At 58.2% G+C, this 25,930-nt stretch carries 23 protein-coding genes; 18 read left to right on the top strand and 5 right to left on the bottom strand.

The window, feature by feature from the left end; translation table 11 throughout:
* The first annotated feature begins 13 nt into the window (after window positions 1–13).
* Genes C4S59_RS10450 through gltB form a run of 4 tightly spaced genes read left to right on the top strand, consistent with a single transcriptional unit; the run spans window position 14 to window position 7,421 of the window.
* The gene (locus C4S59_RS10450) at window positions 14–1,450 is read left to right on the top strand and encodes an NAD(P)-dependent oxidoreductase (protein ID WP_103910453.1); all 1,437 of its coding nucleotides are present in this window, start codon (window positions 14–16) and stop codon (window positions 1,448–1,450) included.
* A gap of 33 nt (window positions 1,451–1,483) precedes the next feature.
* Window positions 1,484–1,930, top strand: coding sequence for a GFA family protein (locus C4S59_RS10445; RefSeq protein WP_103910452.1), 447 nt, complete (start codon window positions 1,484–1,486; stop codon window positions 1,928–1,930).
* A gap of 2 nt (window positions 1,931–1,932) precedes the next feature.
* Window positions 1,933–2,826, top strand: a complete 894-nt coding sequence (locus C4S59_RS10440) for an alpha/beta hydrolase family protein (RefSeq protein ID WP_103910451.1) — start codon at window positions 1,933–1,935, stop codon at window positions 2,824–2,826.
* 56 nt (window positions 2,827–2,882) lie between these two features.
* On the top strand, window positions 2,883–7,421 hold the full coding sequence (gltB, locus tag C4S59_RS10435) for a glutamate synthase large subunit (RefSeq protein WP_103910450.1): 4,539 nt from the start codon (window positions 2,883–2,885) through the stop codon (window positions 7,419–7,421).
* Window positions 7,422–7,615: 194 nt separating this feature from the next.
* On the opposite strand, the gene C4S59_RS10430 is transcribed toward gltB, so the two are convergent.
* Complete coding sequence (locus C4S59_RS10430) at window positions 7,616–8,428, bottom strand: hypothetical protein (RefSeq protein ID WP_103910449.1); 813 nt, start codon at window positions 8,426–8,428, stop codon at window positions 7,616–7,618.
* Window positions 8,429–8,637: 209 nt separating this feature from the next.
* Here C4S59_RS10430 and C4S59_RS10425 point away from each other — a divergent pair, with 209 nt between their 5' ends.
* The 8 genes from C4S59_RS10425 to radC all read left to right on the top strand — a co-directional run bounded on the left by C4S59_RS10425 (window position 8,638) and on the right by radC (window position 14,109).
* Window positions 8,638–8,913, top strand: coding sequence for a putative quinol monooxygenase (locus C4S59_RS10425; RefSeq protein WP_103910448.1), 276 nt, complete (start codon window positions 8,638–8,640; stop codon window positions 8,911–8,913).
* A 90-nt stretch (window positions 8,914–9,003) separates the two neighbouring features.
* Window positions 9,004–9,738, top strand: a complete 735-nt coding sequence (gene mtgA, locus C4S59_RS10420; RefSeq protein ID WP_103910447.1) for a monofunctional biosynthetic peptidoglycan transglycosylase — start codon at window positions 9,004–9,006, stop codon at window positions 9,736–9,738.
* A gap of 100 nt (window positions 9,739–9,838) precedes the next feature.
* Window positions 9,839–10,504, top strand: coding sequence for an FtsZ-binding protein FzlA (gene fzlA / locus C4S59_RS10415; protein ID WP_103910830.1), 666 nt, complete (start codon window positions 9,839–9,841; stop codon window positions 10,502–10,504).
* Window positions 10,505–10,540: 36 nt separating this feature from the next.
* Window positions 10,541–11,575, top strand: coding sequence for a tRNA epoxyqueuosine(34) reductase QueG (queG, locus tag C4S59_RS10410; RefSeq protein WP_103910829.1), 1,035 nt, complete (start codon window positions 10,541–10,543; stop codon window positions 11,573–11,575).
* A 76-nt stretch (window positions 11,576–11,651) separates the two neighbouring features.
* The gene (gene msrB / locus C4S59_RS10405) at window positions 11,652–12,098 is read left to right on the top strand and encodes a peptide-methionine (R)-S-oxide reductase MsrB (RefSeq protein WP_103910446.1); all 447 of its coding nucleotides are present in this window, start codon (window positions 11,652–11,654) and stop codon (window positions 12,096–12,098) included.
* Window positions 12,098–12,604, top strand: a complete 507-nt coding sequence (gene msrA, locus C4S59_RS10400; protein WP_103910445.1) for a peptide-methionine (S)-S-oxide reductase MsrA — start codon at window positions 12,098–12,100, stop codon at window positions 12,602–12,604. The genes msrB and msrA overlap by 1 nt, the downstream gene beginning before the upstream one ends.
* 299 nt (window positions 12,605–12,903) lie before the next feature.
* Window positions 12,904–13,248, top strand: a complete 345-nt coding sequence (locus C4S59_RS10395; protein WP_103910444.1) for a hypothetical protein — start codon at window positions 12,904–12,906, stop codon at window positions 13,246–13,248.
* Window positions 13,249–13,350: 102 nt separating this feature from the next.
* Window positions 13,351–14,109 (top strand): RadC family protein, encoded by a 759-nt coding sequence (gene radC / locus C4S59_RS10390; protein WP_103910443.1) that lies wholly within the window; start codon window positions 13,351–13,353, stop codon window positions 14,107–14,109.
* On the opposite strand, the gene C4S59_RS10385 is transcribed toward radC, so the two are convergent.
* From C4S59_RS10385 to secA, 3 genes are all read right to left on the bottom strand, one after another.
* A complete protein-coding gene (locus C4S59_RS10385; RefSeq protein WP_103910442.1) occupies window positions 14,106–15,662 on the bottom strand; it encodes a substrate-binding domain-containing protein in 1,557 nt (518 codons plus the stop codon). The genes radC and C4S59_RS10385 overlap by 4 nt on opposite strands.
* A gap of 22 nt (window positions 15,663–15,684) precedes the next feature.
* On the bottom strand, window positions 15,685–16,689 hold the full coding sequence (locus tag C4S59_RS10380; RefSeq protein WP_103910441.1) for a translocase: 1,005 nt from the start codon (window positions 16,687–16,689) through the stop codon (window positions 15,685–15,687).
* A 247-nt stretch (window positions 16,690–16,936) separates the two neighbouring features.
* Window positions 16,937–19,663 carry a preprotein translocase subunit SecA gene (secA, locus tag C4S59_RS10375; protein WP_103910828.1) on the bottom strand — a complete coding sequence of 909 codons (2,727 nt, stop codon included), beginning with the start codon at window positions 19,661–19,663 and terminating at the stop codon, window positions 16,937–16,939.
* Window positions 19,664–19,837: 174 nt separating this feature from the next.
* Here secA and C4S59_RS10370 point away from each other — a divergent pair, with 174 nt between their 5' ends.
* From C4S59_RS10370 to C4S59_RS19860, 4 genes are all read left to right on the top strand, one after another.
* Entirely contained in the window at window positions 19,838–20,707 is an 870-nt protein-coding gene (locus C4S59_RS10370; protein WP_103910440.1) for a peptidylprolyl isomerase, read from the top strand.
* Window positions 20,708–21,937, top strand: a complete 1,230-nt coding sequence (argJ, locus tag C4S59_RS10365; RefSeq protein WP_103910439.1) for a bifunctional glutamate N-acetyltransferase/amino-acid acetyltransferase ArgJ — start codon at window positions 20,708–20,710, stop codon at window positions 21,935–21,937.
* 51 nt (window positions 21,938–21,988) lie between these two features.
* The gene (mutT, locus tag C4S59_RS10360; protein WP_103910438.1) at window positions 21,989–22,387 is read left to right on the top strand and encodes an 8-oxo-dGTP diphosphatase MutT; all 399 of its coding nucleotides are present in this window, start codon (window positions 21,989–21,991) and stop codon (window positions 22,385–22,387) included.
* A gap of 109 nt (window positions 22,388–22,496) precedes the next feature.
* Window positions 22,497–22,625, top strand: a complete 129-nt coding sequence (locus C4S59_RS19860) for a hypothetical protein (RefSeq protein WP_268810626.1) — start codon at window positions 22,497–22,499, stop codon at window positions 22,623–22,625.
* Between the two features lie 191 nt (window positions 22,626–22,816).
* Here the strand turns inward: C4S59_RS19860 and C4S59_RS10355 are convergent, their stop codons facing one another.
* Window positions 22,817–23,545, bottom strand: coding sequence for an imm11 family protein (locus C4S59_RS10355; RefSeq protein ID WP_103910437.1), 729 nt, complete (start codon window positions 23,543–23,545; stop codon window positions 22,817–22,819).
* Window positions 23,546–24,168: 623 nt separating this feature from the next.
* Here C4S59_RS10355 and C4S59_RS10350 point away from each other — a divergent pair.
* Window positions 24,169–25,023, top strand: coding sequence for an AfsR/SARP family transcriptional regulator (locus C4S59_RS10350; protein ID WP_103910436.1), 855 nt, complete (start codon window positions 24,169–24,171; stop codon window positions 25,021–25,023).
* 100 nt (window positions 25,024–25,123) lie between these two features.
* A complete protein-coding gene (locus C4S59_RS10345) occupies window positions 25,124–25,912 on the top strand; it encodes a hypothetical protein (protein WP_103910435.1) in 789 nt (262 codons plus the stop codon).
* Window positions 25,913–25,930: the final 18 nt, after the last annotated feature.

Below are 25,930 nucleotides of genomic sequence, written 5' to 3'. Positions count from 1 at the left end.
GGGAGTTGGCCTGATGGCAAACCAGCCGATGTTGAAATTCGTAAAGATCGATCGGGATATGCCCGAAAAGCGCGGTGCCGCACAGCGCAAAGAGGATTTCAATGAAATCTATGCAGAGTTTGCTGACGCGAAAGCGAAAGAGCAATCGTCGCGTTGCAGCCAGTGTGGCGTGCCTTACTGTCAGGCGCATTGCCCGCTGCACAACAACATTCCCGACTGGCTGCGTCTGACCGCCGAAGGTCGTCTGCAAGAAGCTTATCAGGTGTCGCAAGCCACCAACACATTCCCGGAAATCTGTGGCCGTATCTGCCCGCAGGACCGTTTGTGTGAAGGCAACTGCGTCATCGAACAATCCGGCCATGGCACTGTGACCATCGGCTCGGTCGAGAAATACATCACCGACACTGCGTGGGAAGAGGGCTGGGTTGAAACCATCGCGCCTGTTTCCGAGCGTGAAGAAAGCGTTGGCATCATCGGTGCGGGCCCGGGTGGTCTGGCGGCCGCTGACGTGCTGCGTCGTGCGGGTTTGCAGGTGACTGTCTATGACCGTTACGACCGCGCGGGCGGCCTGCTGACCTACGGTATCCCCGGCTTCAAGCTGGAAAAAGACGTGGTCATGCGCCGTATCGAGCAGCTGGAAAAAGGTGGCGTTACCTTCAAGTTGGGCGTGAACGTTGGCGAAGACATGTCGTTTGACGACATCCGCAAGGCGCACAACGCGGTCATCATCGCGACAGGCGTTTACAAAAGCCGCGATCTTGGTGGGCCGGGCGCCGGTGCCAAGGGCATCGTAAAGGCGATCGACTTCCTCACAGCATCCAACCGCGCGATGAACTTTGGTGACACCGTTGCCGAATTCGAAAGCGGTGAGCTGAACGCCAAGGGCAAGCGCGTAGTTGTCATCGGCGGTGGTGACACCGCGATGGACTGTGTACGGACCTCGATCCGTCAGGGTGCGACAAGCGTTAAGTGTCTGTACCGCCGTGACCGTGCGAACATGCCGGGTTCTGTCCGTGAAGTAGAGAACGCGGAAGAGGAAGGCGTACAGTTCGAATGGCTGACAGCGCCGAAGGGCTTCAAGGGTGACACGGTTGAATCCGTGATCGTTCAGCGCATGCGTCTGGGTCAGCCCGATGCGACAGGCCGTCAAAGCCCCGAGCCGATTGAAGGTGCGGAATATGACGAGCCCGCCGATCTGGTGATCAAGGCGCTGGGTTTCGAACCTGAAGAGCTGCAAACGCTCTGGGGTCAGCCCGAGCTGGAAGTCACCCGTTGGGGCACCGTTAAGGCCGAATTCACATCCGGTCGTACCAGCCTTGAGGGCGTCTATGCCGTAGGCGACATCGTGCGCGGTGCATCGCTGGTGGTTTGGGCGATCCGTGACGGTCGCGACTGTGCTGCGGCTGTTCTGGCAGATATCGAAAAGTCAGCGGCAATCGCGGCGGAGTAATCCGCCGCAGCGCCAGCCAACGAAGGAACACCCATGTCAATGGAACGGACAGGAGGATGCCTATGCGGAGCCGTGCGATTCAGCGCGCGGACCGTGCCGTCCACTGTTGACGTTTGCCATTGCGAGATGTGCCGCCGTTGGACTGGTTCTGCGCTGATCGAAGTCGATGTTGCTAAAGACCAGATCGACTGGACCGGTCAGGACAAGATTGCCAAGCGCCAAAGCTCGGAGTGGGCCGAACGCGCATGGTGTTCGGAATGCGGTTCGGGCCTGTGGTTTTCGATGTCTGATGACAGCTCTGAATGGGGTGGCACCTATGCAATCCCGTTGGGTCTGTTCGACGATCCGAACGGTTTCGAAATGCGGGCCGAGATCTATATTGATCACAAGCCTGACAGCTACGCCTACGCCGCAAATGACCGCAAGGTTCTGACGCGGGCTGATTGCGTCGCCAAATTCCCTGCACTGGGTGAGGCGTGATCATGGCAGACCGTTTTGAAATCACGCCCCTGCGCACCGATGCTGATCTGCTGACCTATCAGCACAAAGGCAGCAATTCGCGCCTTGTGATCTGCCTGTCCGGTGTGGGTAAGGATAGCGAAGATATCCCGCCCTACGAATTTGCGCGCTCTGCGACCGAAAACGGCCAGAACCACGTGCTGTTTGTGGTCGATCCGAACCGGACTTGGTTGAACGGTGCGGGCATTATCGAACGCATTCTGGAAGACACCGCCAAGATCGTGGACAGCTGCGGCATCACGTCGATCTGCACGCTGGGCCATTCCATGGGCGGGTTCGCGGCCATCGTTCTGGCAGACTTTATGGAGGTCGACACTGTTGTGTCGCTCGCCCCGCAGCATTCGGTACATCCTGATATTGCAGGCAATGAACACCGCTGGCGCAACTGGGTCGATCCGATTTCGGATTTCCGCATCCGGTCTGTCGATGATCACTGGGTCAACGAAACCGCGTACCACGTGATCCACGGCAACCATAATCGCGACAAGTTCCAACGTGATCGGTTTCCGATCCGTGCGGGGTTGGTTCACACGATCCTGCCCGACACGACCCACGCGGTGCCCCAGCGGCTGAAGCGTGAGGGTATTTTGGATCAGGTCGTCTCGCTGTGTCTGAATAACCGGACGCGCCGCGTGCGCCAGTTGTTGGAACCGATGGGCGCCTATCGTCGAACGACCGAAAACCACCCGATATTGGGCCCGTCCCCGAGGGTGGTTGAAACACCGGCAGCGCCAAAGGCCACGACTATCAAAGTCAAAACGGCGACAAAGACATCAACGGGCGCGGCCAAGAAGGCCACGACCACGACACCGAAAAAGGCCACTGCGTCTAGAACCAAGACCAAAGCGGCCAGCTAAAGCTACGAATTGAAATTCGGCCGTCACTTCCGACGGTCCACATGGAGGACGAAGCCATGACCAAATATGATGCTGACTGGGTGCGCGCCGAAGAGGCAAAGCGCAAATGGATGGCCGAAAACGGTCTTTATAGCGAAGAAGAAGAACATTCGTCCTGCGGCGTTGGTCTTGTTGTCTCTGTTGACGGCAAACCGTCGCGCAAGGTTGTCGAAGCCGGTATCACCGCGCTGAAAGCGATCTGGCACCGCGGTGCTGTTGATGCTGACGGCAAAACCGGTGACGGCGCAGGTATCCACGTTCAGATCCCCGTGTCGTTCTTCTACGACCAGATCGAACGCACAGGTCACACACCGCGCATGAACCAGTTGATGGCGGTTGGTCAGGTCTTCCTGCCCCGCACAGACTTTGGTGCGCAGGAAACCTGCCGGACCATCGTGGAAACAGAAGTTCTGCGCATGGGTTACTACATCTACGGCTGGCGCCACGTTCCGGTGAACGTCGATTGCCTTGGTGACAAAGCGAACGCGACACGCCCCGAGATCGAGCAGATCCTGATCTCGAACGCGAAAGGCGTGGACGAAGAAACATTCGAGCGTGAACTGTATGTTATCCGTCGCCGCATCGAAAAAGCGGCGGCTGCGGCGGGCGTTGGCCAGCTGTACATTGCATCGCTGTCCTGCCGTTCGATCATCTACAAAGGCATGATGCTGGCGCAGGACGTGGCCGAGTTCTATCCCGACCTTCAGGATGAACGTTTCGAGTCCGCCTTCGCGATCTATCACCAGCGTTATTCCACAAACACCTTCCCGCAGTGGTGGCTGGCCCAGCCGTTCCGCATGTTGGCCCACAACGGTGAGATCAACACGCTGAAAGGCAACGTCAACTGGATGAAGAGCCACGAAATCCGTATGGCCTCTTCGACATTCGGCGACATGGCTGGCGACATCAAACCGATCATCGCAAACGGTGCGTCCGACTCGGCCGCTCTGGATGCTGTGTTCGAAGTTCTGGTGCGCGCAGGCCGCAACGCGCCCATGGCGAAAACCATGCTGGTGCCTGAATCCTGGTCCAAGCAGGCCGAGGAACTGCCGCAGGCGTGGCGTGACATGTATTCCTACTGCAACTCGGTCATGGAACCGTGGGACGGCCCTGCCGCTCTGGCCATGACTGACGGTCGCTGGGTCTGCGCGGGTCTGGACCGCAACGGTCTGCGTCCGATGCGTTACGTTGTGACAGGCGACGGCCTGCTGATCGCCGGTTCCGAGGCGGGCATGGTCCCCGTCGACGAAGCCACCGTGCGTGAAAAAGGCGCGCTTGGCCCGGGTCAGTTGCTGGCGGTCGATATGGCCGAAGGCAAAATGTACCACGACGTTGCCATCAAGAATAAACTGGCGGCCTCGCAGCCGTTCGGCGACTGGGTCGGCAAGATCAACGATCTGGACGACGTGCTGGCAAAGGTCGACGAAAAGCCGATGTTTGACGGTGACGAACTGCGCAAGCGTCAGCTGGCAGCCGGCTATTCCGTAGAAGAGCTGGAGCAGATCCTTGTGCCGATGGCCGAGGATGGCAAAGAAGCACTGGCATCCATGGGTGACGACACACCGTCGGCGGTTCTGTCCAAGAAATACCGCCCGCTGTCGCACTTCTTCCGTCAGAACTTCAGCCAGGTGACCAACCCGCCGATCGACAGCTTGCGCGAATTCCGCGTCATGTCGCTGAAGACCCGCTTCGGTAACCTGAAAAACGTTCTGGATGAATCCAGCGCGCAGACCGAAATTCTGGTTCTGGAAAGCCCGTTTGTCGGCAACGCCCAGTTCGCTGAACTGCAAAAGCACTTCAACGCGGAAAGCGTGGAAATCGACTGTACGTTCGCTGTGGGCGCGGGTCAGTCCGCGCTGCGCGAAGCGCTGGCACGTATCCGCAACGAGGCAGAAGATGCCGTGCGTTCCGGCGCGGGTCACCTGACCCTGACCGACCACCACGCGTCTGCTGCGAAAATCGGCATGCCGATGATCCTTGCGACCTCGGCGGTTCACAGCCACCTGACCCGCAAGGGCCTGCGCACCTTCTGTTCGCTGAACGTCCGTTCTGCGGAATGTGTGGACCCGCATTACTTTGCGGTTCTGATCGGTGCCGGTGCGACTGTTGTGAACCCCTATCTGGCAGAAGACAGCCTTGCAGACCGCATCAACCGCGGCCTGCTGGATGGCCCGCTGACCGAGGCGGTTGCGCGTTACCGTGACGCCATCGACATGGGCCTGCTGAAAATCATGTCCAAGATGGGTATCTCGGTCATCTCGTCCTATCGCGGTGGTCTGAACTTCGAAGCTGTGGGTCTGTCCCGCGCGATGTGTGCCGAATACTTCCCCGGCATGGTGTCGCGTATCTCCGGTATCGGTGTCTCCGGTATCCAGAAAAAGGCAGAAGAGATCCACCAGCTGGGCTTCCTGTCCGGTCAGAACGTTCTTCCGATCGGTGGCTTCTACAAAGCCCGTAAATCCGGCGAAACCCACGCATGGGGTGCGCAGACAATGCACCTGATGCAGGCCGCCTGTAACAGCGCGTCTTTCGAGACATGGAAAACCTATTCCAAGGCGATGCAGGCGAATCCGCCGATCCATCTGCGTGACCTGCTGGCCATCAAGCCGCTGGGCGAACCTGTGCCGCTGAACGAAGTGGAAAGCATCACGTCGATCCGCAAGCGCTTTGTCACTCCGGGTATGTCGCTGGGCGCCCTGTCGCCGGAAGCGCACAAGACCCTGAACGTTGCGATGAACCGCATCGGCGCCAAGTCCGACTCGGGCGAGGGTGGTGAAGATCCGGCACACTTCCTGCCGGAACCGAACGGTGACAACCCGTCGGCCAAGATCAAACAGGTCGCATCGGGCCGCTTCGGTGTCACAGCCGAATACCTGAACCAGTGTGAAGAGCTTGAGATCAAGGTCGCACAGGGCGCGAAGCCCGGTGAAGGTGGTCAGCTGCCCGGCATGAAAGTGACCAAGCTGATCGCACGTCTGCGTCACTCCACACCCGGCGTGACCCTGATTTCGCCGCCGCCGCACCACGACATCTACTCGATCGAGGACCTTGCGCAGCTGATCTACGATCTCAAGCAGATCAACCCGCGTTGTAAGGTCACCGTGAAACTGGTGGCGTCCTCGGGCGTTGGCACCATCGCCGCTGGCGTTGCCAAGGCGAAGGCGGACGTGATCCTTGTGTCCGGCCACAACGGCGGCACAGGCGCATCGCCTGCGACCTCGATCAAATACGCAGGTCTGCCGTGGGAAATGGGTCTGACAGAGGCGCATCAGGTTCTGTCGATGAACAACCTGCGGTCCCGCGTCACTCTGCGGACCGATGGTGGTCTGCGCACAGGTCGTGACATCGTCATGGCAGCAATGCTGGGTGCCGAAGAATACGGCATCGGCACCGCCGCCCTGATCGCGATGGGCTGTATCATGGTACGCCAGTGTCAGTCGAACACCTGCCCCGTTGGTGTCTGTACTCAGGACGAAAGCCTGCGGGCCAAGTTCACAGGCAACGCGGACAAGGTCGTGAACCTGATCACCTTCTACGCTCAGGAAGTGCGCGAAATCCTCGCGTCTATCGGCGCTCGTTCGCTGGACGAAGTGATCGGTCGTGCGGACCTGCTCAGCCAGGTATCGCGTGGTTCCGACCACCTCGACGATCTGGACCTGAACCCGCTTCTTATCCGCGTCGATGGCTCGGACGAAACGGTCTATGATCTGAACCGTCCGCGCAACCCTGTGGATGACACGCTGGATGCGGAAATCATCCGCGATGCGGCGCGCTTCCTTGAGGAAGGCGAAAAGATGCAACTGTCCTACGCGGTGATGAACACACACCGTACCGTGGGCACACGCACCTCGAGCCACATCGTCCGCAAGTTCGGTATGCGCAACTCGCTGCAGCCGGATCACCTGACCGTCAAGCTGACAGGTTCTGCCGGTCAGTCGCTGGGTGCCTTCGCGGCTCCGGGTCTGAAGATCGAAGTCTACGGCGACGCCAACGACTATGTTGGTAAGGGTCTGTCGGGCGGCACCGTTGTGGTGCGTCCGCCGATGAACTCGCCGCTGGAAGCTGCGAAGAACACCATCATCGGTAACACCGTTCTCTACGGTGCGACCGACGGTTACCTCTTTGCCGAAGGCCGCGCGGGCGAACGTTTCGCCGTGCGTAACTCGGGCGCCAAAGTGGTGGTCGAAGGCTGTGGCTCGAACGGTTGTGAATACATGACCGGCGGTACAGCGGTGATCCTCGGCCCGATCGGTGCGAACTTCGGTGCCGGTATGACCGGTGGTATGGCGTATCTCTATGATCCGGATGGCAAGTCGGTGGAAATGATGAACACCGAATCCATCGTCACATGTCCGGTCGCTGTCGAAGCATGGCAGACCGAGCTGAAGGATCTGGTCGAGCGTCACTACGCGGAAACAGGCAGCCGTCTGGCCGCTGGCATCCTGCAGCACTGGGAAGAGGAACTGGCGAAGTTCATTCAGGTCTGCCCGACCGAGATGCTGGACAAAATCCCGCATCCGCTGGGGATCGAAGACAAAGCCGTCCCCGCCGAATAAAAACAAAGCCCCGCTCCGGCGGGGCTTTTTATTTGGGGGGTATTTCTTCGGGTGTCTTGGCCAAATTGAGAAAAAGCGTTGAGTGGTTCAGGTTCGATTTCCGCTGTGCAGGACTTTGGTGCCGTTCGTTGGCTCGCCAGCGAAGACTTCTAAAGGTCCAAAGCAGACAACCAATATGGTTTTCCGCGGGAAACTTAATGTGCGGCCATATCGCCGAGCTTTTCGATATGGAGGATTCGATCGCGTGGTGTTGCGAAGCGCTCCATCACACAGCAGTCAGTGCGCAGTGTTTCGATGTTAAAGCTTGGGTTTGCTGCCTTGTATGCCCAAGCGTCAAGGAAAGTTCGCGCTAGCCCAGGGACTTCACCCATGCCCACGACGTCGGAATAGCTGAAGTGCGGATGAGCTCCTTGAATGAGTTGTTCGCCGCTGAAGGAGACATGAACAAGAACAGGAACGGTCTCCGAGTGGAGCGGTTCAAGGCCTGATTGGTCACCAAATAACCGATGCGCAACGTGCTGATCGAACTCAGACCCGTGGGTCAAATAGTGGTCGAAACTATTCACGAGTCCTGATCTAGAAAGGCTAAAATGGACCTGTCCTTGCCTTCTGCCTTGCTTCTCATTTGGTCCAACGTCTTCAATCACTTCAAGAAGTCTATTCTCTACAGAATACCATCTTGGATGGCGTGCGAGAATTTTTCTGAGGCGTCGTTCCCGGTCAGTGGCCACCAAGGGAAGCAGCCCATTCTGTTGCACAGAGAGAATTTCTTCCGGCAGCAATCTAGTCCCATGGAATACGCAAAATTCATGTGCCCAAAGCCAGCCCTGAATTTCGGTTGAAACGGTTTCAATGTCCGATTGGTTGACCACAAAGTCGCCCGCATCTTCTATATATTCGAAATTCGATGATGCGAGATTATTCACGGCTTCCTCGCCCAATAGACGAACTACAAGGTCGCCGAAAGGCCTATCCCAAGTTTCAAACTTGTCGTAGTGAATGATCATGTGTGAGGTGATGTTTGACAGTTGCCAGTGGCTTAGATCGTAAGCTTATTGGGCCAACAGTGCAAACAGAGTTCCGTTCGCAAATCTGAGGCGAGACCGTGATACAGCGTCGGTCAACATGGGCTCAATGCTGACTTCAGCCGCTTGGCGGAAATGGGCCGCTTTATAGTGGTTGGACTGAAACCCAAACCATCCTAAAGCTCAAAACCATGATCACACTAAACGGCTTCCTGCGCTGCGCAAACAACGATGAGCTTGCCATCGTCCAAGCGCATATTGAGGAGCATATCGCTCTGACGCGGGCTGAAGAGGGGTGTCTGACGTTCGAGGTCAGCCAAAGCCCCGACCCGCTGATCTGGACTGTGCACGAAGAATTCACCGACCCAGAGGCCTTCCGGTGTCATCAGACCCGCGTGGTGCAGAGTGCGTGGGGGCGGGCGACCAAGGGGATTGCGCGGGAATATACCGTTCAGGGCATGGACTAGGCGCGGCTCCGCGTCCCTGCCGCCTCAGTTCCCGTCATTCGTAAAACCGCATACTTTCCGTGGCGCGTTTGCCCACGTATATCTTCGCCCATGGCAAGAACCCGCAAGGCATCCAAACCGGTCAGCAAAAAGACCGCAAAACAGAAAACGCGCGTGTCCCCGATCAAGTGGCTGCGGCGGTGGCTGTTCCGTTTGGTGTTCTACCCGACTGTTCTGTTTCTGCTATTGATCGTGCTCTACCGTTTCGTGGCCCCGCCCACGACGATCTACATCTGGCAGGAATCCAGCCGCCTTGGCGATGTGGACCGGATCTGGACAGATGCCGATGACATTGCACCTGTGATGTTCCGGTCTGTCGTTGCCGCCGAGGATGCGAATTTCTGCAACCACTGGGGCTTTGACATGAACGCGATCCGTGACGCCATCGAAGACGGCGGCGCGCGCGGGGCGTCGACGATCAGCCAACAAGTGGTCAAAAACACCTTCCTCTGGCATGGCCGAACCTACGTGCGCAAAGCGCTTGAGGCATTGATCACACCGGTGATGGAAGCGGTCTGGCCCAAGCGGCGTATACTGGAAGTATACCTGAACGTCGCCGAATTCGACGAAGGCGTCTTTGGGGTCCAAGCCGCAGCTCGCCGCTATTTCAACACATCCGCCAAAGACCTGACGCCCACCCAAGCAGCGCGTCTGGCGGCCATTTTGCCCAATCCGAAGGACCGTTCAGCGGCCAGCCCGTCGTCCTTTACACGCAAGCGCGCTGCCTCCATTCTGGACGGAGCGGAAACCATCCGGCGCGATGGCCGCGCTGCCTGTTTTGAATAAAGTCATAACTTCGCCTACCCACTTTTGAGCAGTTGCAACTGACATTGTAAGGCGTATACGAGGATCAAATCTGACCGAAATGGATTACAGTCAATCTGCTATGGCCAAGCTTTATCACGTTCCTCTTTCCCCGTTCTGTCGCAAGGTGCGTCTGGTGCTTGCGGAAAAGAAAATCGAGGTTGAGCTGGTCGAAGAGAAGTACTGGGAAGAAAGCCCCGACTTCCTACGCCGCAACCCGGCGGCCAAGGTTCCGATCCTGAAATTCGACGGGAAAACAATGGCGGAATCCACGCCGATTTGTGAGTACATCGAAGAAAAACACCCCGAACCCGCGTTGTTGCCGCGCAGTGCAGAAGGTCGCTACGAAGTGCGCCGTCTGGTGAACTGGTTCGACGACAAGTTCCACAACGAAGTCACGTCCAAGCTGCTGTACGAACGTGTGAACAAGAAGGTCATGAAAAAGGGCTTTCCGGATTCCACCAACGTCAAGGCAGGCGCGCGGGCTGTGAAGTACCACCTTGATTACATGGCGTGGCTTCTGGATCACCGCCGCTGGTTGGCCGGCGATGTGATGACACTGGCCGATTTTGCGGCTGCCGCGCATCTGTCGTCGCTGGATTATATCTCGGACGTGGATTGGAACCGGTCGGACACGGTTAAGGACTGGTACGCCAAGATCAAATCGCGTCCTGCGTTCCGGTCGATTCTGGCCGATCAGGTGCCCGGCTTCCCGCCGCCTGCGCATTACGCTGATCTGGATTTCTGATATACCGCGTTTAGCGGTTCGGAAATCGGGGTGTCAGTGACCGATCTTAAGGAAAAACTTGTGGCGGAGGCCCGTGATATCGGGTTCGAGCTTGCGCGCGTGTGCCGCCCTTGGGACGTGCCTCAGGTGCCCGAGCGGCTGGGCGTTTTCCTGAGCGAAGATCGCCATGGCACCATGTCTTGGATGGAAGAGCGCGTGCATTGGCGCGGGGCGCCTCAGGTGCTCTGGCCCGATGCGAAATCGGTGATCATGCTGGGTGAATCCTATACCCCCGATCACGATCCGCTGGACGTTTTGAACATGCCCGACCGCGCGGGCATTTCCGTCTATGCGCAGAACCGCGATTACCATGACGTCCTGAAGAAAAAGCTGAAGCGCCTTGCCCGTTGGTTGATTGCCGAGGCAGGGGGCGAAGTGAAGGTGTTTGTCGACACCGCCCCCGTGCCGGAAAAGCCGCTGGGGCAGGCGGCGGGTTTGGGCTGGCAGGGCAAGCACACCAATCTGGTCAGCCGTCAGATGGGATCGTGGTTCTTTCTGGGGTCTGTGTTTACCACGCTGGACCTGCCCGCTGACGCGCCCGAGGTGGATCATTGCGGGTCGTGCCATGCGTGTCTGGATATCTGCCCGACCGATGCCTTTCCTGCGCCCTATCAGTTGGATGCACGGCGCTGCATTTCCTATCTGACCATCGAACACAAAGAGCCCGTGGACGAAGCGCTGCGCCCGTTGCTGGGCAACCGCGTTTACGGCTGTGACGATTGTCTGGCGGCCTGCCCGTGGAACAAATTCGCGGCCGAGGCACGGGAAGCCAAGTATCACGCCCGCCCCGAACTGGTCGCGCCTGCGCTGGCGGATCTGGCTGTGCTGGATGATGCAGGGTTCCGTGCGCATTTCTCGGGCTCGCCCATCAAGCGGATCGGGCGGGGGCGGTTCGTGCGCAATGTGCTTTACGCTATCGGCAACTCGAACGACCCCGCGCTGCTGCCCGTGGCGCAATCGCTGGTCGATGATCCCGAACATGTCGTCGCTGATGCCGCGCGTTGGGCGGTGGGTTGCCTCACGGAAAGCTGAGGCGCTGTAATCTTCCCTTTGATTTTGGGCGTAAAGCCCCATCTATTGGGACACGAGGATGAACTGATAGGCTGCCATGACCAAGTATGAAAAGAACCCCGACGTGATCGCCACGCTGACGCCCGAACAGTATTTCGTGACGCAGGAAAACGGCACGGAACGTCCGGGGACGGGGGAATACCTGAGCAATAAAAAGACCGGTATCTATGTGGATATCGTGTCGGGCGAACCGCTGTTCGCATCGGCGGCGAAATATGAATCCGGCTGCGGCTGGCCCAGTTTCGTGAAGCCGATTGAACCTGATAACATCGTTGAATTGCGCGACATGTCCCACGGCATGATCCGCACCGAAGTGCGCAGCAAACACGGCGACAGCCATCTGGGTCATGTCTTTCCTGACGGGCCGACAGATCGCGGTGGTCTTCGCTACTGCATCAACTCGGCGTCGCTGCGTTTTGTCGCGAAAGAAGACATGGAGGCCGAAGGATATGGCCAATATGTCGATCAAGTGGAGGATATCTGATGACTGAACGTGCTGTACTGGCCGGGGGCTGTTTCTGGGGCATGCAGGATCTGATCCGCAAGCTGCCCGGAGTTCAGAAGACGCGCGTCGGCTATACCGGTGGTGACGTGCCCAACGCGACCTATCGCAACCACGGCACCCATGCCGAAGGGATCGAGATCATCTTTGACCCCGCCAAGACCAGCTACCGCAAGCTTCTGGAGTTCTTTTTCCAGATCCACGACCCGACCACGCCCAACCGTCAGGGCAATGACGTGGGCATGTCGTACCGGTCGGCGATCTATTATGTGAACGACGAACAGAAACAGATTGCGCTGGATACGATCGCGGATGTGGATGCCTCTGGCATCTGGCCGGGCAAGGTTGTGACCGAGGTCGAGCCCGTAAGCGATTTCTGGGAGGCCGAGCCAGAGCATCAGGATTATCTGGAACGTATCCCCAACGGCTATACCTGCCATTTCCCGCGCCCCGACTGGGTTCTGCCCAAACGCGACGCGGCTGAATAAGCTCTTCCAAAGCGCCGGATATATTCCGGCGCTTTTTTCGTGAATGCATTGGTATACGGTATGCTGCGGAATGCTGCGCGTGCAGCATGCAATTGTACGCAGAAAAATTCCATTATAACCTTTTATTTTCAATTGCTTATTGAGATTTACCCTTTGGGGTGGGGTTAGCCCACCCAGCAGAAAAGCATAGCGGATATGGGGTATTTGCTGTGGTGCAGCATTTTTTCGCCGCATAGGATGGGATGCAGAAAATATGGCGTGGCCTTGGTCCGTCCCTCCCCATTCAAAGGTTATGATCCATGAAAACTCTGATTGCTGCGGCCGCTTTGGCCCTGACCGCCGCCCCCGTACTGGCAAACGAAATCGTTCTTGAAAAAGAGATGGCAGGCGCAACTCTGCACCAGTCCGGCGTTGATATGTCCGTCTACTGGACAGAAGCCGAAGCAGGCTACGAGGTTGTTGCAACCTTCCTGCCGCAAATGGCCGATGCCGCACCTGCGCGTCTGATCATGACGCTGGCCGAAGGTGACGATGTGTCCTTTGGTCTGCCGGGTACGCTGACGCACACATATACATTCGCCCGCACAGAAGCTGGCGTAACAGTTGCCGCCGAGCCTGTTGGCCTGCAGTACGCAAGCAACTGAATTAACTAAGTATACTCCCGAAATACGCCGGTGTAGCCCCTCCCGCGCCGGCGTATTTCTTTGTTTACCGCTTGGTAACCAAGGGCGCGCAGAATTTGGACCATGTCCAGTTCGCGCGCCTTTTCTGATGTTCAGCCGTCCTTGTTCGACACGGGCGAGGATGCGCCGGTTTTGGTAAATGGCAAACTGCCATCCTACATCCGCGATCACAGGCAGCGTTTGAAAGAACGGTTCATGGCGGGCGGGTCTGCCGCTGTGCCGGATTACGAACTGCTGGAGTTGGTGCTGTTCAGCGCGATCCCGCGGCGGGATGTAAAGCCGCTGGCGCGTGAACTGTTGGACCGGTTCGGGGATTTTAACGGGGTGATATCAGCCGAACCTGACAGGCTGTCCGAAATGTCGGGCGTCGGGCAATCCGTGATCTGTAGTTTCAAGATCGTCGAGGCCGCTGCACAGCGGCTGGCCCGCGCCAAGGTTATGCAGAAAGAGGTGATCAGCAGCTGGCAAGCCTTGGTCGACTATTGTCACACCGCCATGGCGCACAACCGGATCGAAGAGTTCCGCATCCTCTATCTGGATCGCAAGAACATCCTGATCGCGGATGAGGCGCAGGCGCGTGGCACGGTGGATCATGTCCCTGTTTATCCGCGCGAGGTCGCCAAACGTGCGCTGGAACTGAACGCCTCGGCGTTGATCCTTGTTCACAACCATCCGTCGGGCGATCCGACACCATCAAGCAGCGATATCGACATGACGGCCCAGATTGAGCGGGCGCTGGACCCGTTGGGGATCACGCTGCACGATCATCTGGTCATCGGGCACAACACGGAAATCAGCTTTCGCAGCGAAGGCCTGCTTTAACGCAGCCAGACCTCGACCCGACGGTTGGCCTGACGGCCCCAATCGGTGTTGTCACAGGCCATGGGCATCGCTTCGCCAAAGGCATCAACGCCCATCGTAAGCATGTCGAAATCGGCGGCTTCGGCGGCATCCTTGATCGCGTCGCGTACGGCCTCGGCACGTTTGCGGGCAATGTTCAGATTGGGTCCAGCCGGTCCATCACCGTCGGAAAAGCCCACAAACAGGATGTCATGTGCATCGTACACGCCTTCTTCGATGTCGCGGGCAAAGCGGCGTACGTTAGACCGCGATTGCGCATCCAGACGGGATGAGCCGGGTTCGAACCGGAACGATGTGGACAGGCGGGCATAGGGCGACAGCGTGTTGACCATGCGTTTCAGCGTCGCCAGGCCCTCTTCACCCGCGGCCACGTTGATCGCATTGGCAAAGCGTTCGCCTTGTAGGTCCAGCGGAATATCCTCGGTCGCCTGATCGACAAAACCGGCGCGGCGGATGACGATCTGGGCGGCGTCGCTGCGCGTATAGGCCAGAAAATCGCGGGCCAAGGCAGGCAAACGGCGCGCGGGCAGATACAGGAACATCGGCGCGGTCAGCGGATAATCCTCGGTCTTGATGGTGCGGCGTGTGGCGCGCAATTCAAAGCCGCATCCGCCCTTGAGCGTGAGCGTTTTGGCGCTGCCGGTTTCCGAAAAGCTGGCGATGCCGATGCCGAAGGGGTCGCGCACAACGGCCTCGGCCAAGGTGCTGTTGGTCCCGTGGCGCAGGGTGCCTTCGGGCAGATCGGCGTTGGCGGGCAGGAACCGGTCTTCGATGCTTTGCGACAGGCCGGACAGCGCGTCACGCAGGTGCAGCGCAATGGGCGCATCGGGGCCGCCAAGTGTTGACCAGTTGTCGATCCGACCGGTCAGGATGCCCGACAGGTCCGCGAGCGAGATCGAGCCAACAGGGTTTTCCGGCGCCACGATCGGCACCATCGCATCCAGCGCCAGAACGCGGCTGCGGTTGGGTTCTTCCAGATCGCCAAGGCCAGCCTCGCGCGCACGGGCCAGTTCTTCGTCGCGGATCTCACGTAGGGCCATCACGATGTCCGCGTCATCGCCCAGAAGATCGGCAAAGCCTTCGTCGGTGTTGGTCACACGGAACGTGAAACGGCCTACGGGTTTGCCGGTGTCGACGTTTTTCAGGGTGTACAGGAACTGGGTGTCTTCCAGTTTCTCGCGCTCGGTCGTCATGCCGTTGTTGCGCGCGAACCCCTCCAGCAGGGCGGGCATCAGCACCGCGCCAAGGGTGGCAGAGCCGGAGACCGACAGTTCAGCGACAAAGTCGGTCAGAGACGGGCATCCGGGGCCTTCACAGAGCACGCCAGAGCCATCGACCGTCAGTTCGCCGTACTGGGTGCGCAGGCGATAAAATTCGCCGTCAAAGCCCAGCATCGTGCCGCTTAGTTCAATCGCCCCGTCACGCGACCGAAGGGTCACGTCTTGGGCGGCGACGGCGTTCACCGTGAAGAATAGAAAAAGTGCGGCGCTGATCGCCGCACGTACATAACGCATAGAAACGTCCGTCCCACCGGTCTTAGTTGGATGCGATCTTCAGGTCTTCTATGAGGTTTTTCAACACAAGAAAATCACCAACTGAGCCGCACTCGGGAATGGCCAGTGTCAGATCCTGCACCTTGAGGTCGCCACCGGCGCGCATGTCCAGCGTTTGGGCTTCGACATCGGTGTTGCAGTTCTGGACTGTGACCTCGGCTTCGACCGACAGGGCGATGTCGCCGTTGCGGGCGGTGGTGCCTGCGGGGAAGCTGTAGATTTCGGCGACCAAGGCATCGGGCGTGTCTTCGTTGCCGATGCGCGTCAGGAAGCCGCCTTTGCCTTGTGCGGCCTCTGCGATGTCACCTTTGGCGTCGTGCCAGATGTGACCCTGATCGAAATAGTTCGCGCCGAATTCACGGGCGTGAAGTTGCAGGCCTGCCTGACCGCGCCACTGTACGACCACGCGGTCATAGAACGGCAGCGAGGGCACATCTGCTTGTGCCAGACCGCCTTCGCCGTTGGTGAAGGCCGCGATGAACACAGCTGTTTCAGACAGCGCAGGGATGGACAGGGTTGCTGTGCCGTCAGGCTGGGTGACTTCGGTCACCATCATGCCGTTGTGGTGCAGCGTAAAGCGTTCCGAGGCGTTGCAGGGCGCTTTGATGGACACGTCAACCATTGCACCGGCGGCGGCTGTGGCGGTCATGTCGATGGCGCAATCGGGGCTGATCTGGGGTTGTTCCAGGACCGGACCCGGCAGGGGGGCTACATCATCCTGAACAGCGGCCATTTCGACAGTTGTGTCGGGCAACTGCGCGTTGGTCAGTGCATCCAGCGGCAGGCTGGGCAGGGCGTTCATTTCGGCGGCAGCGACCGGTTCATCCGCTTTCGCAGAAGTGTCGGTGATCGCGCTGACCTGTACCGTTGCGGGCGAGCCGCTTTTGGATTGCGATGGCAGTTCAAAACCGAATTGCATCACATAGCCGGTCGCCAATGCGACGCACAGTGTTGCACCACCAAGAACAATAGACTTTTTCTGGGCCATAACAGCCTCCGCAAAACTATCCTTGCGGAGTAATTTCGGTAATAAAAGGGGCCAGCATAAGGCGCGCCCCAGACCGCATTAGGGCAATCCTGTGAACAATCGCCCGCAATTCGCCCGTTTTGATTCCGGTTTTTAGAGTCGGATTGACTGCGATGATGCCAAGGCGGTCAAAGCACGTCCCAAATCCTTAACGGATGCCTCAAACAAAAAACGCCCCGCGAAGGGGGCGTTTTTTATCTGATACCGATCAGGCCAGACGGCCGTGGCAATGTTTGAACTTTTCGCCCGATCCGCATGGGCAGGGGTCGTTCCGGCCCGGGTTGCCCCATGTGTTGGGATCGGTTTCGTCAAAGCCTGCGACTAGCGGCGTGCGTTCGGCTGCGGGTTGGCCGGCGTCGGGCGCGGGGGCTGCGGTTGCCGCTTGAGCGGCGCGAGCCGCAGCTTGGGCCTGTGCCTGCTGTTGCAGCATCTGCTGCATCATGGCGTTGCGCTCTTCTTCGGTCATCGGACGGACCTGACCCAGTTTCTGGGTGACCTCTTCGCGCAGGCTGTCGAGCATGGATTCGAACAGCTGGAAGGATTCGTTCTTGTACTCGTTCAGCGGATCGCGCTGCGCGTAGCCGCGGAAGCCTACAACCGAACGCAGGTGTTCCAGCGTCAGAAGGTGTTCGCGCCATTTGCCGTCGATCGTTTGAAGCAACATCTGCTTTTCGATCTGGCGCATGGTGTCTTCGCCGAACGCCTTGGTCTTTTCGGCCATTTGTTCGTCTGTCTTTTCTTCCAGGCGTTCGCGGATCACGTCTTGATCGACGCCGTCCTCTTCGCCCCAGGCCATGATCGGCAGGTCGATGCCCAGCTTTTCGATCACAGCCGCATAAAGGCCTTCTGTGTCCCACTGGTCGGAATAGGATTTCGGCGGCGCGTAGGCGTCAACCAGATCGTCGATGACCTGATGGCGCATGTCCTGCGTGATTTCGGACAGATCCTCGGCTTCCATGATTTCGCGGCGCTGCGAGAAGATCACCTTACGCTGATCGTTCATCACGTCGTCGAATTTCAGAAGCTGCTTACGGATGTCAAAGTTGCGGCCTTCGACCTTGGCCTGAGCGCGTTCCAGCGACTTGTTCACCCAGGGGTGAATGATCGCTTCGCCTTCTTTCATGCCGAGCGTGGACAGAACCTTGTCCAGACGTTCCGAGCCGAAGATGCGCATCAGGTCGTCGTCCAGCGACAGGAAGAACGAAGACCGGCCCGGGTCACCCTGACGGCCGGAACGACCGCGCAGCTGGTTGTCGATACGGCGGCTTTCGTGGCGCTCGGTTGCCAGAACGAACAGGCCACCGGCCTCCATCACGGCCTTTTCCGAGTCCTTGTGTTCGGCCTCGATGCGGTTGCGGATGGCATCGGGGTCAGCTTCGGGATCGGCAGCGATGGCTTCCATGATCTGGAATTCCACGTTGCCGCCCAGTTTGATGTCTGTACCACGACCCGCCATGTTGGTGGCGATAGTCACGGCGCCCAGCTTACCGGCGTCGGCGACGATCTGCGCCTCTTGCTCGTGCTGGCGGGCGTTCAGAACGTTGTGCGGCAGGCCGGCCTCTTTCAGCAGGGCCGACAGCATTTCCGATTTCTCGATCGACGTGGTGCCGACCAGAACCGGCTGACCCTTTTCGTGGGCCAGTTTGATTTCTTCGACGATGGCCGCGTATTTCTCCTTGGCCGTGCGATAGACTTTGTCGTCCTCGTCGATACGGGCGATGGGGCGGTTTGTCGGAACTTCGACAACGCCGAGACCGTAGATTTCCATGAATTCTTCGGCTTCTGTCAGGGCCGTACCAGTCATGCCGCCCAGTTTGTCGTACAGGCGGAAGTAGTTCTGGAACGTAACCGAGGCCAGCGTGACGTTTTCCGGCTGGATGTTCACGCCTTCCTTGGCTTCAATCGCCTGATGCAGACCTTCGGACAAACGACGACCCGGCATCATACGCCCTGTGAATTCGTCGATCAGCACAACTTCGCCATCGCGCACGATGTAGTCTTTGTCCTTGGTGTAAAGCTTGTGCGCGCGCAGGCCCTGATTGATGTGGTGGACCAGCGTGGTCGATTCCGGATCATAGAGGGTCTGACCCTCTTCCAGCAGACCAAGGGCCTGAAGGCGGGATTCAAGGAATTCGTTGCCCTCATCCGTGTAGGTCACGTTGCGGGTTTTTTCATCCAGCTCAAAGTGATCGTCGGTCAGTTCGGGAATGACGCGGTCAACGTTCATGTACAGTTCGGAACGGTCCTGCGCCGGACCCGAGATAATCAGCGGGGTACGGGCTTCGTCGATCAGGATAGAGTCGACCTCGTCCACAATCGCGAAATAGTGGTCGCGCTGGGACATCTGCTTGAGTTCCGACTTCATGTTGTCTCGCAGATAGTCAAAGCCCAGTTCGTTGTTCGTCGCATAAGTGATGTCGGCGGCGTAGGCTTCGCGCTTTTCGGCTTCGTCCTGACGCGGGTAGACAACACCCGTTGTCAGACCCAAGGCGCCGTAGACCTTGCTCATCCATTCGGCGTCACGCTTGGCCAGATAGTCGTTCACGGTCACGACGTGGACGCCACGGCCTGTCAGCGCGTTCAGATAGGCAGGGAAGGTCGCCACAAGGGTTTTACCTTCACCGGTCTTCATTTCCGAGATGTTGCCCTGATGCAGGAAGATGCCGCCCATCAGCTGGACATCGTGGGCGCGCAGGCCCAGGGCGCGGTGCGCGGCTTCGCGGCAGTTTGCAAACGCTTCGGGCAGCAGATCATCCAAGGATGCGCCATCGGCAAGACGTTGCTTGAATTCTTCGGTCTTTGCGATCAGGCCAGCGTCGTCAAGCTTCTGGAAGTCCGGCTCCAGCGCATTGATCTGCTCGACCAGAGGGCGCGTCGCCTTGATTTTACGGTCGTTCGGTGTTCCGAACACCTTGCGCGCGAGTTTTCCTAGCATGGTCTCACTTTCGTGTCTGACATCAAAGTGTGCGGCATTTGCTTGCCCGTCTTGCACACAGCCCATAAGACACTGGGGAAAAGACCGGCCTGAAACAGCCACCTTGGCGATGTAAGGGCCGCTCAACCCAGTGTCAACGCCGCCACTGTGCGGCATTAGAAGAAGGTCGTTTAAATGCTTCACTTTACCGATAGCCTGTCCCGTATGTGCCGAGTTTCAGGTCTGGCAATGATGCTGGCCCTGCCGGTTGCGGCGCACGCCCAAGACGAAGTTACCGCCGACACAGTCGTTGCGACGGTAAACGGCGTTGAAATCAAACTGGGTCACATGCTGATGGTGCGTGCCGGTCTACCCGAACAGTATCAGCAAATGCCCGACACGGTTCTGTGGGACGGCATTCTGGATCAGTTGATCCAGCAAGAGGTTCTGGCCCAACAGCCCGAAGCAGTAGAAACCAACCGCGTTAAGCTGGCACTGGAAAACGAACGTCGCGCGCTGGTCGCGTCCGAGCGTCTGGCCGTGGTTTCGCAGGATGTGGTGACAGACGAAGCCATCGAGGCGAAATACGCCGAGCTATTTGGCTCGGTCGAGCCCAAGCTGGAATACAACGCGAACCATATCCTTGTGGAAACCGAAGAAGAAGCCGCCGCATTGGTTGCCGAACTGGAAGGCGGCGCGGATTTCGAAGCGCTGGCCAAGGAAAAATCCACAGGCCCGTCCGGCCCGTCCGGTGGCGCGCTGGGCTGGTTCGGCGAAGGCCAGATGGTTGCGCCCTTCGAACAGGCCGTCATGGAGCTTGAGGTCGGCGCTGTGTCCGCCCCTGTCCTGACACAGTTCGGCTGGCACGTGATCAAGCTGAACGAAACCCGCGAAAAGGGTGCCCCTGCGCTGGAAGAGGTTCGTGAACAGATCGCGGGTCAGATCGAACAGGAAGGCGTGCAGGCCATGATCAAAGAATACGTCGACGCTGCTGATGTCACAAAGACTGACACCAACGACGTTGATACCTCTGTTTTGTCCAATCTTGAGCTTTTGGAGGAATAATTGGCCAAGATCACCACACGGTCACCTCTGGCGCCGGAAAAATTTCCGGACCTGCCAGCCATTGCCGGTGTCCGCTTTGCCTCGACCGAGGCAGGCGTGCGGTATGCGGGACGCAAGGACGTCATGTTGGCGCTTCTTGATCCCGGTAGCGTGATGACGGGTGTGTTCACCCGTTCCGCCACGCGGTCTGCCAACGTGCTGGACTGTCAGGCCAAAATCGGCGGCGACAGCGATGCGGGCGCGGCGATCATCGTGAACTCGGGCAACTCGAACGCCTTTACGGGCCGCGCGGGCGAAGGCTCGGTCGCGGCGATCTGTGAAAAGGTGGCCGAGGTTACGGGCCTGTCCGCAGACCGTGTGTTCACCAGCTCGACCGGTGTGATCGGCGAACGGCTGCCGCACGACCGGATCACCGCCAAGGTCGAAGAACTGGCGGGCAAGCTGAGCGTGGACGGCATCGAAGATGCGGCCATGGCGATCATGACCACCGACACCTTCCCAAAAGGCGCGTCTCAGGTTGTCGATCTGCCCGGTGGCACGGTTAAAATCGCGGGCATCGCCAAAGGGTCGGGCATGATCGCGCCGGATATGGCGACGATGCTGGTCTACATCTTTACAGACGCCAAGATCAGCCGCGCAGACCTGCAAACGCTGGTCAGCCGGATCAACGACCGCAGCTTTAACTGCATCACGGTCGACAGCGACACGTCGACCTCTGACACGCTGCTGTGCGGCGCGACTGGGGCGTCGGGGGTTGAGGTGACGGCGGATACCGAAGCCTTTGCAACAGCGCTGGAAGCGGTGTTCATGGACCTTGCGCATCAGGTGGTGCGTGACGGTGAAGGCGCGACCAAGTTCGTGACCGTCAACGTCACGGGGGCTGCCAATGATCAAGACGCGCGCACCCACGCGCTGGCGATTGCGAACTCGCCGTTGGTGAAAACAGCAATCGCCGGTGAAGACCCGAACTGGGGTCGCGTTGTGATGGCCATCGGCAAATCCGGTGCGGCTGCGGATCGTGATCTGCTCAGCATCCGTTTTGGCGACGTGTTGGTCGCGGAAAAGGGCTGGGTTTCGCCAGACTACCGCGAAGAACAGGGCGCTGCGCAGATGAAGCAGCCCGAGATCACGTTGAACGTGGATATCGGTCTGGGCGAGGGCAAAGCCACGGTTTGGACCTGTGACCTGACCCATGGCTATATCTCGATCAACGCGGATTACCGTTCGTAAAAGACTTAGGGCGGGGTTAGGGCCCCGCCCTCACTTCCGGAGTTGCCTTTGATGAAAACTGTACTGGTGTCGGCTGTTGCCCTGATCGATGTGGACGGCCGTGTGTTGCTGGCCCAACGGCCCGAAGGCAAATCCATGGCCGGTCTGTGGGAATTTCCCGGCGGCAAGGTCGAAGAGGGCGAAACGCCCGAAGTCGCCCTGATCCGCGAGCTTCAGGAAGAACTGGGCATCGACACTTGGGCCAGCTGTCTGGCGCCTTTGACCTTCGCCAGCCACAGCTACGACAACTTCCATCTGCTGATGCCGCTGTTTGCCTGCCGCAAGTGGGACGGCGTGCCGCAAAGCCGCGAGGGACAGGCGCTGAAATGGGTCGCGGCGCGCGATCTGAACCAGTACCCGATGCCCGCCGCAGACGTGCCCCTGATCCCGATTTTGCGCGACTGGCTGTAAGCAAAACTTAGTCTATTGGCTTAAGTTTCGGATGATCATCTTTAGATAGAAACTCTTGCGAAGGCCGCACGTTCGTTTATCTTGAGTGCTGTTCTGGGGAGGACATCACATGATCAAAACTATTGTACTCGGAAGCTGCGTATCCGTGCAGGGTATCCTTGAAAAAACGCTGCCTGACGGCCGCATGATCGTCCGTGTGGGGCAACAGCTTTTCACAGGCAAGCCCATCGGCGCCTGATCTGAACAGACTATCTTCCAGATAGACAGAAGGGAGGACGACGGTCCTCCCTTTTTGTTTGGGGCGTGGTTGGATATCCGCTATTCGGGACGAAGCGGACCTTCTCTGAATGCCGCTCGAATGGCCGCTCAGGCGCTGGTGAACTATTTCGCCACTAGGTCGTCTAAAGTCATCACGGTTAACAAAGCCTCTTATGCAAAAAGAGACGCCACTTTCTTGAAACCGGTCATTTCAGCGCCGACCATCTCCTCCAACGCGCGGTCTGATACAAAAAGTCGTTCTCTCAAAAATTCATCCGTCCAAACGTGTCGCCCTGCGACCGCCTCAGCATTCCAGACAATGTTGGGCGTGTGCGGTGTGCTGTAGAACGCAACTTGGCCGGCGACCTTGACGGGTTTGACGTCGGATTGCCCGACATCGATGCCACCCGAGACGACGTCTGTCATCCGATGCCAGAAATGTGAGTCTTCCATCGTCTCATGCCCCAAGTGCAAAACCACAGGGAAGTAAGATCCGCTTTGATCGTCGATCGATTCAAACAATGTCTTGAGACGCGCACTCACCAGCCACGAGCTACCCGGCCCCTGCATCATGTCATAAAGATTATCCGGGCCATCGGCCGTGAGCTTGAGGTGAAGCGGCAGATCATCCGGTGTGACCGCCAGCCGCCAGTTTGACAACGCGGGAAACATGATCGATTCACCATTCGCGGAAATTAGTTCCCAGTGATGCCGGGCAGACATGTCATCAAGCTCCGATTTCAGCATCCATGGCATCAAAATTCTCCGCTTTTGCGCGCCCAACTTTTCGAGCGTTTCTTTGTCCACAAGCGATCCGACGATCGGATGGAGGCGCAAGTCGCCTTCACACAACCGACGCGACAGTACGATGCAAAATGCAGCTTTTCGCCAACGTCCCATGCATGCCTATTCCATGCCTTCGCGTCAAACCCGACATTCGGACGCTCCGCAGCATCTTGCACTCTGGGCTCAGAGCGGACATTCGCTGCGCGATTGTAATTATGGAGCGTGTGAACCATTCTGACCATTCCGATTAAACTGGTTGCCTAATTAGGTCCCTAAAAAGCAAAAGGTCCGCCCTGAGGCGATCCTTTTTTCCATCAACTATATCAGTCCAGTTTGCTTTCGATCTCTTCGCGCTCAAAGATTTCGATGACGTCGTCGGGACGAAAATTGTGTCTAGGGGCGCACAAGGCGTCATCCTCTCAGAGCGCTTAATCGATCGATCAGTCGTAGCGTGAATTTATTCACATCTGGAATTCACGATATTTTCACTCACCTCATCACGAACTTAGAATGTATCTTTCCAGTTGTATTCTGAAGCCGGGGGTAGGACGATGACGACCACACTTACACTATGGATCAAGCGATCGTCCGATAGCGTTGCTCATGCGCAGCGTGGTCGCATTGCGGTGACCAGTTTGGTTTTTGTCCACCTACTCGACGGCGCATCCTAAATTTGTTCAGGCTCGCGTTTCGAGCTGCCCGAAACCGCTTATAATTGACAAAGTCAGGAGTCATCCATGTCCGCAGAATTGCGTCTGCTGGGCACGTGCTATGCTGTGTCTGAAGCTTCCCAACCCATCCAATTTGCAAGCCGTCGCGAGAAAGAGCTTTTGGCCGCTCTGGCGATTGACCAAGGTCGCCCTGTGGCTCGGGATAAAATTCTGGATCGTATTTGGGGGCGCGATGATTTTTCTGCACGAAAAGCCCTGAACACATCTCTATGGAGGCTGCGCGGTGCAATCCGCGACGCCGGTGGCGAGCCCGAAAACTGGATCGTGTCTGACACGGATAATCTGATGCTTCCGGATGACACAGGGCCGTGGGTTGATGTTGTGAACCTGCTAAAACTGGATGATCCCGAAAGTCTTGATTTGGCCGATCAGTGGCAGTTGGCTGAAACCTGTCAGGGCTTTTTCCTGCCAGAAGCGCAGGGGTCTTGGCTGGAAGATGTACGTCGTGTGGTCGAAGCGCGGCAGGCGCGATTGCTAACTGCATTGGTCGAAGGGTTGGAGCGCGTTGAGGATAATGTGCGCCTGAGACAGGCGGCGGAACGTCTTTTGCTGATTGATCCTTTTGAAGAGCGCGGCTGGCAGGCGTTGATCGCCGTTCAGCTTGAAGCGGGAAACCGCGCGCAGGCCGTCAAGCTTTACAAGGAGCTTGAAATCAAGCTGACCGAGGAGTTGGGCGTAGATCCAGCCCCTGAAACGCAGGCTTTGCTGGCACAAATCGAGCGCCAACACCAAAGTTCAAGCTTCACGGCCGTGCAGGACGACATTCGGGCAATTTCAAAACGAATCGCAACTTTGCAGGGTGTTTTGAACGACACCCTACAGGAACTTCGTTCGCTGACGGATCAGCTTACAGACGCATAAAAACAAGGCTTGTGACCGCTCTGTGATCCCTTGTGATCGTTCGGTATCCACGCTGCGCCAATCTCCAATTGCACGTTAACCGAACAAATGGAGATCCCCGGTGACACATCACGCAAATCCCGAAACATTTAGCGAATACGCCGAAGTCGGCGAGCTCTTTGTCCCTGAAGGCATGGAGAACGATATTGGCTGGGCTGAACTGGCCGAGCATGGAATTGGCGCATACGAGGCGCTGCGTCTTGCTGAACCCAGCTTTGAAAGCCTGTCCGATTCCGAGATCGAGTATGAACTCGAGTCAATCTTCGAAGGTATGAGCGAAGCCGACATCGAAGGCTTCTGGCAATCCGTCAAGAACGCGGCCCGCGGCGTTGCTGGGTTGGCGTCGAAAGTGGCCCGTCCTGCCTTGCGCACAGTGGGTACTGTGGCGGGTGGCATCTTTGGTGGCCCTGCTGGCGCCCGCATCGGCGGTCAGATCGGTGGCGCTGTCGGTGGTCTGGCATCGCGCGGACTGTCCCATATTTCCCGTGGCGGCCGCGTTCGCATGAATGCCCGCGGCTACGGCAAACGCGTTCGTCGTCGTGCACGTCGCGTCGGTCGCGCAGTAGGTCCGATTGTATCCCGTGCAGCGACCCAAGGTGTGAACCGCTTTAACCAGTACATCCGTCAACCCGGCGTACAACAGGCCGTTGGCCGTGCAGCGATGGGCCTTGGAGGTCAGATCATGAACGCTGCGGGGCAGGCGTTGTCTGCGAATGAAGTCGCTGAGGCGATGTACCAACTGGCGCAGATGGAAGGCCACGAGACGGAAAGCTTTGAAAGCTTCGGTCTGGGGGAAGGCATGGACGGAGTCGACATGGATTCCTTCATCGCATGGGCAGACCAACTCTGACCTTCGACCGAGATTGCA

Origin of the sequence: Thalassococcus halodurans, from assembly GCF_900108225.1 — a bacterium.
In the GTDB taxonomy this organism is placed as follows: domain Bacteria; phylum Pseudomonadota; class Alphaproteobacteria; order Rhodobacterales; family Rhodobacteraceae; genus Thalassococcus; species Thalassococcus halodurans.
This window is presented reverse-complemented; position numbering and strand designations above follow the sequence as displayed.